The organism is Streptomyces shenzhenensis (assembly GCF_021462265.1).
In the GTDB taxonomy this organism is placed as follows: Bacteria; Actinomycetota; Actinomycetes; order Streptomycetales; family Streptomycetaceae; genus Streptomyces; species Streptomyces shenzhenensis.
The window spans coordinates 132,855-145,721 of sequence record NZ_JAJONF010000002.1; the positions used below are offsets into that span (position 1 = coordinate 132,855).

At 69.6% G+C, this 12,867-nt stretch carries 10 protein-coding genes; 5 read left to right on the forward strand and 5 right to left on the reverse strand.

Annotation, left to right across the window (positions count from 1 at the left end):
• Positions 1-89 precede the first annotated feature (89 nt).
• Entirely contained in the window at positions 90-1,445 is a 1,356-nt protein-coding gene (locus LQ326_RS03135) for a carboxypeptidase regulatory-like domain-containing protein (RefSeq protein ID WP_234532086.1), read from the reverse strand.
• Positions 1,446-1,645: 200 nt separating this feature from the next.
• On the opposite strand from LQ326_RS03135, the gene LQ326_RS03140 reads away from it, so the two are divergent.
• Entirely contained in the window at positions 1,646-2,215 is a 570-nt protein-coding gene (locus LQ326_RS03140; RefSeq protein WP_234532088.1) for a TetR/AcrR family transcriptional regulator, read from the forward strand.
• Positions 2,216-2,712: 497 nt separating this feature from the next.
• Here LQ326_RS03140 and LQ326_RS03145 read toward each other — a convergent pair whose 3' ends face one another.
• The 3 genes from LQ326_RS03145 to LQ326_RS03155 form a co-directional block, all read right to left on the reverse strand.
• Positions 2,713-4,047 carry an FAD-binding oxidoreductase gene (locus LQ326_RS03145; protein ID WP_234532090.1) on the reverse strand — a complete coding sequence of 445 codons (1,335 nt, stop codon included), beginning with the start codon at positions 4,045-4,047 and terminating at the stop codon, positions 2,713-2,715.
• Between the two features lie 406 nt (positions 4,048-4,453).
• Positions 4,454-5,956 carry an ATP-binding SpoIIE family protein phosphatase gene (locus tag LQ326_RS03150; RefSeq protein ID WP_234532092.1) on the reverse strand — a complete coding sequence of 501 codons (1,503 nt, stop codon included), beginning with the start codon at positions 5,954-5,956 and terminating at the stop codon, positions 4,454-4,456.
• A 116-nt stretch (positions 5,957-6,072) separates the two neighbouring features.
• Positions 6,073-7,065, reverse strand: a complete 993-nt coding sequence (locus LQ326_RS03155; RefSeq protein ID WP_234532097.1) for a PP2C family protein-serine/threonine phosphatase — start codon at positions 7,063-7,065, stop codon at positions 6,073-6,075.
• 1,544 nt (positions 7,066-8,609) lie between these two features.
• Here LQ326_RS03155 and LQ326_RS03160 point away from each other — a divergent pair.
• The gene (locus LQ326_RS03160) at positions 8,610-9,137 is read left to right on the forward strand and encodes a TetR/AcrR family transcriptional regulator (RefSeq protein WP_234532098.1); all 528 of its coding nucleotides are present in this window, start codon (positions 8,610-8,612) and stop codon (positions 9,135-9,137) included.
• A gap of 281 nt (positions 9,138-9,418) precedes the next feature.
• Here the strand turns inward: LQ326_RS03160 and LQ326_RS03165 are convergent, their stop codons facing one another.
• The gene (locus LQ326_RS03165) at positions 9,419-9,625 is read right to left on the reverse strand and encodes an SDR family NAD(P)-dependent oxidoreductase (protein WP_234532099.1); all 207 of its coding nucleotides are present in this window, start codon (positions 9,623-9,625) and stop codon (positions 9,419-9,421) included.
• 839 nt (positions 9,626-10,464) lie between these two features.
• Here LQ326_RS03165 and LQ326_RS03170 point away from each other — a divergent pair.
• The 3 genes from LQ326_RS03170 to LQ326_RS48565 all read left to right on the forward strand — a co-directional run bounded on the left by LQ326_RS03170 (position 10,465) and on the right by LQ326_RS48565 (position 12,829).
• A complete protein-coding gene (locus LQ326_RS03170; protein WP_234532100.1) occupies positions 10,465-11,307 on the forward strand; it encodes a GNAT family N-acetyltransferase in 843 nt (280 codons plus the stop codon).
• 173 nt (positions 11,308-11,480) lie between these two features.
• Entirely contained in the window at positions 11,481-12,407 is a 927-nt protein-coding gene (locus LQ326_RS03175; RefSeq protein WP_234532101.1) for a GNAT family N-acetyltransferase, read from the forward strand.
• Between the two features lie 107 nt (positions 12,408-12,514).
• Positions 12,515-12,829 carry a transposase gene (locus LQ326_RS48565; protein WP_372496716.1) on the forward strand — a complete coding sequence of 105 codons (315 nt, stop codon included), beginning with the start codon at positions 12,515-12,517 and terminating at the stop codon, positions 12,827-12,829.
• Positions 12,830-12,867: the final 38 nt, after the last annotated feature.

Here is a 12,867-nt window from a genome sequence, read left to right on the forward strand (position 1 = left end):
GTGGTGACCTGTCCGGTCGCGGGGTCGGTCACGGGGCGAGGAAGACGGCGCCGGGCCGCGTTCTCAGCCAGGGGCACGTGTCACTGCGGCTACGCCGGGGGACCGAGGAGCTGAGCCGCCGCGCGAGTCGTCCCGTCGCGCCGGTCGTGCAGGGTGAAGTCGGCCCGGACCGCCACACCGGACTGCAGGAGCTTCTGGTGCACCAGTGGGTTGCGGCCGGGGTACGAGACCACCACATTGACGTATCCCTCGGGCAGACCGGTCACGGCGTACTCGCCCCGCGCGTTCGTCGCGGTTCGCACGACCTGACGGCCGCTGGTGTCCATGACGGTCACTGCGGCATGGCGGACGGCCTGCTGTTCGCCGTCGTGGACGGTGCCCTCCAGCATCGGCAGCAGCTCGCCGAAGTGATGGGGGCGGACCGGAAGTGCCGTGGGCACGGGCGCCTCCACGGAGGGGTCCTCCACCGGCGGTTCCGGAATGTCCTCCTGTTCGTCCTCGCCTCCCTGTCGTGCGGCCGTGCGATGGTGCCGCCACGCGTCGAGAGCCAGCAGGGTCATACCTGACGTGATCCATGCGCACAGCACGAGGACCGGCCGGAGCACGCCCGCATTGTCGAAGTACAGAACCCCCCTCAGGCCGTCGACCGCGTTGCCGAGGGGCATGACGGCGTGCAGGCCCTGGAAGAACCGCGGCAGCAGCTGGACGGGGACCAGGCCGCTGGAGGGAACGCTCAGCACGATGTACAGTCCCAGGCCCGCGAGCGGGAAGAAGTGTCTGACGAAAGGCGCCATGCCGAGGGAGAACGTGCCCACCGCCGTGGTGAGCAAGAAGGCGATCGCCAGGGCGGCGGGGGAGTTGGGCAGGTAGCCCAGCCCCACGCCGACGAAGAAGCCCACGGCGCTGAAGACAGCGGCGAAGCACGCGACCGTCAGCAGTTTCTTGCGCCGGTTGAGGGTCACCGCCCGCAGCAGGGACGTCGCGAGGATGTAGCCGGGTATGTTCCAGGCGATCGCGAAATACACCGGGGTCGTGCCGAGTCCGTCCTTGCTCACGGTGGGCGCCACGTCCGTGATCGTCAGCTTCTGGTGGTTGTGCGCCGCAAGCTGGGTGAAGCCCTTGGCCAGGGCCTGCTCGAGGCTCACTCCGTTGGCCCCGGCCACGTAGAGCACGGCGTGTTTGCCCTGCGCGGCGAAGCCGGCCACGGCGTCCCGGTCCAGTACCGCCCGGCGGGCTTCCCGGGCGTCTGTCACGGCGGTGACGTCGAACCCGCCGGGATGCTGCCGCTGCAGAGCGGTGTCGACCTTGCCCGCCACCGGGGCACCGGCGATCACGAGCTTCGCGTGGTCGGGCTGAGGCTGGTGGAAGGCCATGGGGAAGCAGAACAGCAGGCCGAGGAAGAGCAGGGCCGGGATCGTCAGGGTCTCGGCCAGGACTTTGGCCAAGGTGACGCCGGGGGGACGCTCGGTCCGACGGCCGCCTCTTCGGTGCCGGTGGTCCTGTACCACCCGCGGTCCAACCAGTTTCACGGCGCTCCTCCCGGCCGCCCGCGCCCGACCGTCGCCATGGCGCCGTTCCATAAATGTACCGATCGGCACGTCTACGTCGGTGGACCATACGCGTATCGGTCGGTACAGTCAAAGCCGTGCCTCGCCCCGTGAATGCCGAAAAGCGCGCCGAGCTGCTGAAGCAGGTGGTGCACCACCTCCAGCACCACGGCGTCGCGCAGATGTCGTTGAGTCCGCTCGCCGAGTCGATCGGCACCACCAAGCGCATGCTTCTCTACTACTTCGGCAGCCGCGAGAATCTGCTGGCCCAGGCGCTGGCCGTCAGCCGTCCCGACGCCCACGCGATGTTCGACGACGTCAGCGACACCGCGGGACTGCGTGAGGCTGCCCATGCCCTGTGGGAAGCGATGACCGTCGGGGAGCAGTCCGGGCCGATCCGCATGCTGCTGCAGCTGCTCAGCCTGGCCGCCACCGATCCCGAGCAGTACGGCGAGGCCGCGGCCGAGACCGTCGAGGTCATGGTCGGCCCCATCGCGGCGGCGTACGTCCGGCTGGGGCACTCGCCGCAGCAGGCGCAGGCAGGGGCCACGCTCCTCGTCTCCGGCCTGCGCGGTCTGTGCCAGGACCGCCTGGTGACCCATGACGTCGCCCGTACCGACGCGGCCGCTCGCCGCCTCATCGGGGGCGCGGTCGCGGCGGCCGACTGAACTTGTGCCCCCGCCCGGGCGCAGGTGGCGGAGCTCACTCCGAAGGCGGCGTCCGGTCAGGGTTTCCGGCGCAGCGCCCCAAGGGCCGACCGGGCGGCCGGCCGTACTCGTCTTCGAGGGCGCCGACGTCGGGGTGACCGCCGACGGCATCGTCGCCACTCGGGTTCCGGCCCATGACGGCATTCGTGACGCCTTCGCTCGACGCCTTGTTCACCGCGGTTCACCGCGCGAAGGCCGTGGTCACCGCCGCCCACCGGCAGTCCGCCTCCGCCCGTCCGGGCCGGCACTACTTGAGCGGGCTCCTGCCGCAGCCGTACCGCTGCGGCAGGAGCTCCGGTCTCCACGTGCTCGGTTTGAGCCCGGGGGCACTCCTCAGTGGACCGACAAGCCGCTCATTGCCGGAGCAAGTCATCCCCCTGGTGGCTCCCGACCCCGGGCGTCCATGGGGCCCGACAGGCCGATCCGGTATCAAGCCCGATCCCGGCGGCCGTGCCCCGTCAGCCGGGCAGGATGTTGTGGTTCACCCGGAACATGTTGGTGGGGTCGTAGGCCTTCTTCGTGGCAGCCAGGCGCAGGTAGCGCTCGGCGCCGTAGACCTCGCTCAGCCGCTCCGGGTCGGTGGCCTCCTCGACGGAGAGGAAGTTGACCATCCTGCGCCCGTCCGCCCAGGGCTCCATCGCGTTCATGACCTCGTCGAGTCCGCCGCTCAGGAACCTGGCCTGGTCCGGGCCGCCCACGCCGAAACCGAAGAGGACGAAAGGAAGCCCTCGGCTGGAGACGGCGTTGGGTACCGCGGGCTCGCGGTCGAGTGCGCCGCCGAGCGTGCGGATCTCGACGCTCACCAGCGGGGAGTCCGAGTCGGGACCCAGTAGTTCGATCAGCTTGTCCGCGGCCTCGGCGGGAAACGCCCGCAGCATCGTCGTGCGGTCGAAATAGGGCATCGGCTTCGGCGGGTCCATGTGGATGGCACCCATGGCGGTGTACGGCATCTCGCCCACGGTGTCGATGAGCGCCGGGGCGGCCGCGCGCAGGGATGCGATCAACCGCTCGCCCTCGGCCGCCGGACCGAGGTGGGCGATCCGCACGTGCACCACGAACGCCCCTCGCAGCGGCTCCGGCAACTCGGGCAGCCGTTGCACGGCCAGCGAGGAGGACATCTCCTCGGGCATCTCCGACTGCCAGGTGCGCCAGGCGCGCAGCACATCGGCGAGGTGCTCGCCGGGGAAGTAGATGCCGCCGCCGTAGAAGTGGGTCAAGGGGAACAGGTCGAACTCCAGCGCGGTGACGACGCCGAAATTGCCCTTGCCTCCGAGCAGGGACCAGAAGAGTTCGGGATCGCTGTCCGCCGTGACATGCCGCAACTCGCCGTCAGCGGTCACCACGTCCAGCGAGCGGACATGATCCGCCGCGTATCCCCGGCTCCGGCCGAAGACCGGACTGAGTCCACCCCCGAGGGTGTAGCCGGCCACGCCCACCAGCGGAGCCGAGCCGCTCACCGGGGCGAGCCCGACGGCGGCGGCCTCGTCGATCACCTCCTGCCAGATCGCGCCGGCCCCGACGCGTGCGCGCCGTCCGGCGGCGTCTATGACGATGCCCTTCATACGACGGGTGCTGATCAGAATCCCGCCCCGGGCGGGGCTGACCTGCTGGTGGCCTGTGGTCTTCACCGCCACGGGCCGGCCCTGGCGCGCGGCGAAACCGACCGCCGCCTGTATGTCGGCGGCGCCGGCGGCACCGACTACCAGAGCCGGTTCCACCGGAACGTTCAGGTTGTAGATCCGGCATTCGGCCTCGTAGCCCTCGTCGCCGGGCAGCAGAACCGGGCCGCTCACCCGTGACGTCAGTTCCTCTGCCTCCGTGGGCGACACTCGTGCGAACGCATCGTCAAAAGTCATGTGAGGTCCCTCAGGAGATGGTGCCGGAACGAATGGACGTGAGTCCGCTGCATCCAGCGCCTGTGAATGTTTCCGCATAGGTGGCGGCGGCCACATACGGTGCGGCCCGGCCGACCCCCGGAGTGTATTACAGCAATAATCTAAGTGGTCGGCGGTGACCCGGCCCCGGGTAGGTGAATGTCTCCGTCACCGCGCCGAGCACGCAGGATCGGCCGCGGTGACCACCTCTTCGCTCTGCGCCGCTGCCCTCCGGCATTCAGGATCCGTCAGGCGCGCCCGCGCCGAAGACGCACGTCGACCCGGAGGGGCACCTCCTCTGAGGCGACGTACGGTGTGTCTCCTCCTATGTTTCGTGTTGCGAGGTGTGTTCGGCCCAGATGGTCTTGCCCTCGGGGTGGTGGCGAGTGCCCCAGCGGCAGGTGAGTTGCGCGACGATGAAGAGCCCGCGGCCGCCTTCGTCGAGGGTGCGGGCGCGGCGTAGGTGAGGAGTGGTGGTGCTGCCGTCGGTGACCTCGCAGGTGAGACGGGTGTCGCAGCGGATCAGGCGGAGATGCAGCGGTGGCTGGGCGTGGCGGATGGCGTTGGTGACCAGCTCGCTCACGATCAGGACGGTGGTGGGGGTCGCGTCGTCCAGGCCCCAGTCCGTCAGCTGGGCGGTGACATGTTTGCGCGCGGCGGAGACGGCCGCTGGATCGGCGGTGAGGTCCCACGTGGCCACGGTGGTGGTGTCGAGTGTGCGGGTTCGTGCGGCGAGCACACGCAGTTGACGGGGGCCACCCTCTGCCGCAAGGGCCTGCAGGGCGGTATGGCAGGTGGCTGCGAGCGAGGACTGTGGTTCGATGCGTCGTCCGGGCACGGTGGATCCATCGGTCCTGGACCCGGAACCGGTTGGCTTCGCGGAGTGCGTGTGCAGCAGGAGCACGCTGCCTTTGCCGAGCCGGATCTCCGCGGTCGCGACATGCGTCCGCGCGCGTCCGAGCGGTGTCCCGGAGGGAAGGTCGACGGCGATGGGTGAACCTTCGGAGCTGATGACGACGGGGGCGGGGTGGCCGGCGGAGGCGAAGGTGCAGTCTGCCGTGATGGGGTCGTAGATGGCGTACAGGCAGCTTGCCGTGACGTCGTGGCCGGCCTCGTCCGGTCGGAGCCGGTGGAGGACGTCCTGGAGGTGGGTCAGTGTCTCGTCCGGTTGCATGTCGATGTCCGCCAGGGTTCGTACCGCGGCGCGGAGTTCGGGCACCAGGGCGGGGGCCGGTTCCCCGTGCTCGGTCACGCTGCCGGCCACCAGCGCCACCCGGGCTCCGGGCAGTGGGATGGCGTCAAGCCAATGGGCCTGCGGACTTCCGTCATCGGCCCGGTCGTACGCGAGTTCCACCGCCGCCAGTTGCGGGAGGTGCCCGGTCGGGGGTCCCCCGGCAAGCAGGGACGCGCAAAGATTGCCGGCGTCCTGGCGTGGTGCAGGAGCGATGCGGCCCTTCTCCTCACCGCCCGGGGGAGGCGCGGCGAAGGCGCACCTGGCCTGATGGCGGATCCGGACTCGGCAGATGAACAGGCTCACGACCAGAGACAGCAAGGCCGCGGTGACGACAACCGTCCGGCCGCCCTCCGACACACCCCGGATCGTGAAACCGTAGATGGCCACGCTGGTCGCCAGCGTGCAGGCTCCGACGATCAGGGTGTGCCTGATGGGCAGCAGCGCTGCCGCTATCAGGGGTGCCAGGACCGAGTAGTCCGACCAGCGGACCAAGCCCACTGCAGAGGCGTTCAGTTGCAGTGCGCAGGCCGCAGAGAGATAGACGGCGAGCAGTGTACTCGGATGCCGGAGCAGGAGGAGTCTGGGCGTGGCCATCCTCGTCACCGTCGCTTTTGATGTCGTGCGCAGAGCCCGTGAGATGGTGCGCATGGCGTGCGGCGCATGGTTCGGAGTTGTCTGCGCGGGCGTGCGGGACTTCGGACTGTGGAAGTTCACGGTGGCGCCTGTTCGGAGTGGGCGGGGTGCGTTGGGTGATGGACAGCGACAAGGGCCAGGTCGTCCTGGAGGTTCTTGCCCGCATGCCGGTCCACGTCGACGCTGATGTGCTGTACCAGGCGGCTGGGGCAGTCCCACGTCCATGTCTCGGCACGTTCGAGGACGGGGAAGAAGCGACCTGCGGAGTCGCGGGCCTCTGCCAGGCCATCGGTATACAGGAGCAGGGTGTCTCCGGGACCGAAGGCGACGGTGTCGAGGCGGAAGGCGTGGGGAGTGTCTGCTGAGAGCCCCAGCGGCGGGGCGGGTTGGGTGACGGGCAGCAGGGTGAGCCGGCTGCCCTGGTGCAGCAGAGGCGGCGGGTGCCCGCAGCTGACCACTCTGGCGATTTCTTCGTCGTCGGGGAGTTCGATCAGCAGGGCGGTGATGAACCGCTCGCTGCTGTCAGGGGCGATACGGGTCAGCTCACTCAGGTGCCTGCGAACGCTGCGTTCCAGGGAGGCCGCGAGTTCCGGGAGCGTGCGGTACTGCTGGGCTGACTCGCGGAAAGCGCCTAGGACGGCGGAGGCGTCGTCGATGGCCGGGAGGCCCTTTCCGCGGACGTCTCCGATGAGGATGCGTGTGGTGTGCGCGGTGCGGGCGGCTGCGTACAGATCGCCGCCCACCAGAGCGTGTGCCGCCGCGGCGCGGTACATCGATGCGACGTGGAGGGGGCCCAGCTCCGCCGGGATCGGCCGGAGCAGCACCCGTTGGGCTGCTTCGGAGACGGCCCGTACCTGGGCCAGTTCACGCAGGTCGCGGTCGTGCACGGTCCGGGAGGCGATGACGAACGCGGAGACGATGAGGACTGCTCCGATGTGAATGGGCAGCAGTGGTGAGTGGAGCAGGCCGTCGTGGCGGTCCACGAGGAGCACTGCCGCGGCTGCCAGGAGCGCGACGACGCTCGTGAAGCGTGTTCGTGCGAACGTGCCCGTGCACGTGGGGGCTGCCACGAGCAGTGGGGACAGATGAACCGCGAGCGGGGCGAGCGACGCACCGGAGGTGATGGCCGCGATCAGTAGCAGCGGAGGGACCACGTGGCCGCGCAAGCCCAGGGGTCCGGTGCCGCGGCCACGAGCCTTCGGCCGCTCGGGGACTTCGGGGCCCGGGAGCGAGCGGGCTCCGTCATCGGTCGCGCGCCGGGTGCCGGGGGTGCGCGGGAAGAGGCGCATCACGAGGCCGGGGTGCGACCGGATTCTTCCGGCAGGGCTGCGTCGTATCAACATGGCGGCTTTCGTGCCATCACGGTGACGAAGGGTCACGGTGACGAAGGGTGGGGTTGCGACCCGCCGGGTTCGCCGGCGGGTCGTCTCCGGCGAGCGGTCCTCTTGGCGGGGCGGCGTTCAGACCGGTGATGGTCCGGTCAGGGGGCGGTCCGCACAGTGGCCACCTCAGCGCATCGGCGGGTCACTGCGGTTCGCGGTGCGCGCGAGGGGGCGACTGGTGTGTCCCACGGAGGCAGACGGGCCAGGAGAGGGCCCACGCCGGTGCGGTGAGGTCTTCGGTATCTGCGCGGCTCTGTTTGCGTCACAGTTCCGCCGTCCTTCACTTGGTCCGGTCCGCGAAGGGTCGGCAGCGAGGACGTGGCTGCTGTCACAGGCTCCGAGGCCGCGTCGGCTGCGGCTTCCCACCGGATCACGCGCAGGTCGACGCTGCAGAAGGGGCCGTCATGCCGCAGCAAGTTCTGGTCGACCAGTGGGGGCAGCATGTCCACCACGGTCGATGACGGCAGGTCGGCCATGCGGACGATGTCGGATGCGTGCAGGTACGGCGTTTCCACCGAGAAGCAGTCCAGTGTGTGTGACCCTCCCGGGAGTACCTGCCCGGTGGCGTAGTCGGCGGTCCGGATCTCGTCATGGGTGCCTCCTGTGCGGTTCCTCTCTGGGCATGTCGCGGGTCTCGCCTGACCGGTCCCGGAGGGCGGTATCGCCGTCGGAGGGGGTCTCGACCGGGGTCCTGGTGAGGGGACCGGCCGCACGGGCAGTGCTGCTCGGACGGGAACGGGAATCGGCGGCGGGCCGGCCGGATCGTCCCGCGGCTTCTCAGTGACAGTCGCCACTCGCCCTGAAGCACGAGGATCGGTGCCTGTCCGATGGCGCTCTCGCGGGTCCACTGCCCGACCGCACCGTCCAACGGTGCACGACGTCACGGGCGATGTGCCGAGGGGCCCACTTCGGCTCTTGAGCAGATGGATGCCGACCCCGGTCGATCCGGGCGGCGACGCGATATTAGATTCTGCTCGCCATCTTACATGCGGGGCGTCGTTCATGCCCTCTGGGGCGTGGACGCGCGCGCATCCGCTGGTGCGACGGATCGGCGGCGAGTGCCGGCCGGCAGGGAGCTGCGGCAAGCTATAGACGGCAGGCGTAATCTTAGAGTGGGTGTCGATCGGCTGGTCGTGGTGACGACTCCCGACGTGACAGTGGCTGGCCGGTATTACGGAGGGTGATACGTGAGTCGCGTCTCGCAAGCAGAAGCGAAGGTCAACCGGGAGCGAGTGGTGCTGGCGGCCTCTCGGCTGTTCCGCGAGGACGGTGTGGCCAAGGTCGGCGTCGCGGATGTGATGAAGTCGATCGGACTCACTCAAGGCGGCTTTTACAAGCAGTTCGCCTCCAAAGCCGCTCTCGTCGACGAAGCGGTCGCCAAGGCCTTCTCCGACAACTTGCAGGACCTCGTGGCTCTGGACCGTGAGACCGGGGGGCATCAGGCGGCGTGGCAGTCGCTGCTCGAGTCCTATTTCTCCGTCGAGCACCGCGACAACCCCGGCACCGGTTGTCCCGCCGCCGGTTTCGCGGGCGACGTGGCACGTGAGCCCGAGCACCGGGAGACGTACGCCAGGGGAATCCAGGAGCTTGCGGGGTGGATCGCGCCCGGCGAGGCCGGGCTGGCGGCCTATGCCACCCTCGTCGGCGGCATCCTGCTCGCCCGTGCGACCGCGGGCACACCCCTGTCCGAGGAGATCCTGCAGGCCGTGCATGCGGCGGTGGCGAGGGCTGCCGACAGCGGTCAGGCGGCGACCGACTGACGTGTACGCCTCCGCGTCCTGACCTCCAGACGTCCCGCCGCGGCACATGCGCGTAGTGAGGTGCGTCAATTGTCGCCGGCCCGCGGCTGGTTCGTGCGCGGTCCCGAGCTCGCGGCCTGTCCCGCCCCTCCTGACCTGGCGGGCCGCACCCGGCCGGCGATGCGGTTCTGTCGCCGCCGCCCGGCGGTATGACGGTCGCCAGGGCGTGCGGCGGCCCGGCGGACGGCCGACCCTCTGGTGCCGCCCTCGGAGGGAAGGCGGTACCCGGGCTTCGCCGTTCCCTACGGCGTGGACAGGTCGGCGCTCAGCATCGAGACCTCGACGCTGGAACGCTCCGCGAGGCCGGCTGCGGCGGATTCCAGCCGCGCCTGGTCACGAGCCACGAGCAGCAGGTTGTGGCCCCGCGCCGCGAGTTCCTCGGCGTAGGCGGCACCCAGACCCGCGGTCGCGCCGGTGACGAGCGCCGCCCCGGCCTTCTGTGTGGACATGGTCGTCCTCTTTCCTCGGTAGACGCGGACGTTAGAGTGTCACTATAATCTAAAAGTCGCATGCCTCTGCGTCTGCGACACGGCGTAGAGCCGATGTCAGGGGGTGGTTCCTCGGTGCGGTCGGTGCCCCAGCGGGTGTGGTAGCTGCCGGGGTGGTCGGTGCGGCGGAAGGTGTGGGCGGGGAGTGCGGCCGGACTTCTTCGGGGCGCGGACCTGACCAGTCGTGGGTGAGTCGTCTGCCGTTTCCGGGCGTGCGCTGCACGTGGAGAACGATTGATCAGCAGGTGCCCATGCCGCCCCCTCTTGCGGATGGACGCGCTGGTCGCACACCTCTTGGATCATGTAGGTAATCCTCAATGAGGTCCGGTGGGCAACCTGGTCAGGCCGCGCCGGCAGAGGGTGGCGGGGTCGCCGGGACCTGGACGCTCCACCCTGAGTGTGCCGCCGGCGGGTCGGGGTGGCCCCGTCTCTCGCGGTAGGGCGATCCGGTCCCGATATATAGATTATGTATGACATCTATCACGTGGACGCTGTGCGGCGGGGCCTCCATGATGGGCCGCACGTCCATGTTCAACGCAGCACCTGACCCATGAGGTTCGAATGCATTGCCGTCGCCGTCGCCCGGAGTACGAACAAGCCCGGGCATCCGCAACCCCTCGGACGTGGGATCGGGACCCTGGAGCCGGCGGTTCGCATTCGCCCTCCCCTTCCCGGCCCTCCGCGGCTGAGGCAGGCAAGAACAGGCCCCCCAGCCGGACGTGCTGCGGCTGGGGGCACCAACCACCGCTGCGGCGTGGTGCATTCCTACCGCGCCCCAGGCGAGCAGGAGGCAAAATCCCGTGACCTGGTTCACCACGGACGAGCCCGAGGTGTTTCGATCCGAGGCGGGGACATTTCTCGCCGCCCGGCCCGACTGGCACACCATGCTGCTGTCCGGGCTGGACACGATTGAGCGACTGCGGTCCGAAGGGAAAGCCCCGCCCGCGGTGCTGGGCTGGTGGCGGGAACCGGATGAGACGGCGACGACGGCCGCGTTCGTGTGGATGCCTCCGCACCTGCTGGCAGCGAGCCGCCTTTCCCAGGAGGCGGCCACACACCTGGCCGACGTCCTGTCTGACCGGACCCAACCGTTCACACAGCTCGTGGCCGACGACTCATCGGCCCGTGCCTTCTCCGATGCGTGGCAGACGACCACCGGCTCCCAGCCGAAGAGCGGACCGCACCTGCGCCTCTATCGGCTCGACGGGCTTGTGCGCCCTGCCCTCGCACCACCGGGGGCAGCGCGGACGGCCACCGACGACGACCGGGCTCTGCTCCACGACTGGTGCACCCGTTTCGTCACCGAAGCCGGCTCGCTCGGAGCCGATCTCGACGCATTCATCGACGAGCGGCTGAGCCGGGGCGGCTGGCGGTTGTGGACGGTGGGGGACGAACCGGTGGCCACGGCCGCCATGACGTCGGTGGTGGCCGGCACGGCTCGCCTCACCCCCGTCTACACGCTGCCGGAACAACGCGGCCGGGGCTACGGCTCCGCCGTCACCGCAGCGGTTTCCCAAGCGGCGCGTGACGCCGGTGCGGAGCACGTGCTCCTCTTCACCGACCTCGCCAACCCGGCGAGCAACAGCGTCTACCAGCGCATCGGATACCGCCCCGTCTCGGACTTCCGCATCGTGGTGTCCTGAGACCGCAAGAGCCGGCGCGGTCGACGGCCGCAGGCAACGGCCGTGCGCGGAGACAAGGACCCAACGGCTGCGTCGCACGGTCGGAAAAACGTGCGTGTGAAGCCGGCCCGACAGCCGCGAGACACCTTCTCGGACCGCCCCAGGTCCGAGGCTTTCAGACAGAGGTAACACCCATGACCGACGTATCCAGCGGAGCCGGCGAACCGTCTGCGGCGGGCGCGTTGCCGGGCAGGCGCGTACCGCACGACCTGCGGCATCCCGGGATCATGGCTGACGTGACCGCAAACTTCCGGCAGTACTTGACCGGATGGGGCGTGGTGGACGCCGGTGACAGTGACATCGACTGGTTCCGCAGCGGGCTGGCGCAGCCGCAGTTCAACGGGGTGGTGAGGGTGCGCTCCTTGGAAGAGGTCGAGCAGATCACTGCCACCGCACGAGAGCGGCTCGCCGGAGTGCCCTGGTGGTGGTGGGTCGGCCCGGACAGCCCCGCGGGCACGTCGTCGGCCCTCGCCGAGCACGGAGCCCAGGAATTCACCACGATCCCGGTGATGGTCAGACCGCTCGACCAGGCGATGGATCCGACGGAATCGTCGCCCGGCCTGCGGATCGAAGCGGTGAGCGGTGACCACCGCTTGCGGGAACTGGTCCGCACCTACAGCGCCTCGATGGGCGTCGCTGCGGACATCGAGTCCGACATCGTGCGCATCGAGTCACAACGTCGGGACAACGCGGACATCGTCCGCCTGGCGGCGGTTCTCGAGGGCCGCGTCGTCGGGACGACCGTGGTGATCGCGGCCCACGACGTGGCCGGGATCTTCATTGTCCATGTGGCTGAGACGCATCGCCGACTCGGCATCGGCACAGCGTTGACCGCGGCGGCGCTCCGCGTGGGACAGGACCGTGGAATGCGGCTGGCAGCACTCGCCGCGAGCCCGGCCGGCGAGCCGCTGTACCGGCGATTCGGTTTCGTCGAGGTTTCGCAGTACCGCCTCTTCACCTTCCCCGTTCAGTGCGACCTGCCCCTGTGCGGACTGAGGAACCGGAGCGGCGGCCCGCTGTCGGACAACGGAGGAGACGGCCGTGCACAGACTTCGCGCTGACGATCCGTGAACCCGGCTCGTGCGGCGGCGCCGCGTCCAACGGCCGTTTCTCGGCAGTGTTTTGAAAGTGGGCTCGGTGTGCCGTTCCGCGCCACGATGATCTCGGCGTGGGGCGAGGAGACCTTTCTGACGAGCAGTGGGCGGTGCTGGAGCCGTTGCTGCCGGCGGCAATGCGGGGCAGGCCGGCGGTCGGCCGGCGGCGATTGATCGACGGAATCCGGTGGCGGGTACGGACCGGAGCTCAGTGGCGTGACGTGCCACAGGAGTACGGGCCGTGGCAGGCCGTCCGCGGACTCTTTCGGCGTTGGCAGTGGCATGCTGTCCGGCCGGTGCTGCCGACCAGGCTGCAGGCCCGGGCCCCGGGTGGTTCACCGCCACTTCTGCCGCTGCCTCGCGGACGTGCGGTTTGCCGAGCGCAATAGATTTTGGTTAACATCTAACTGGCGGTCCGCGTGATCAG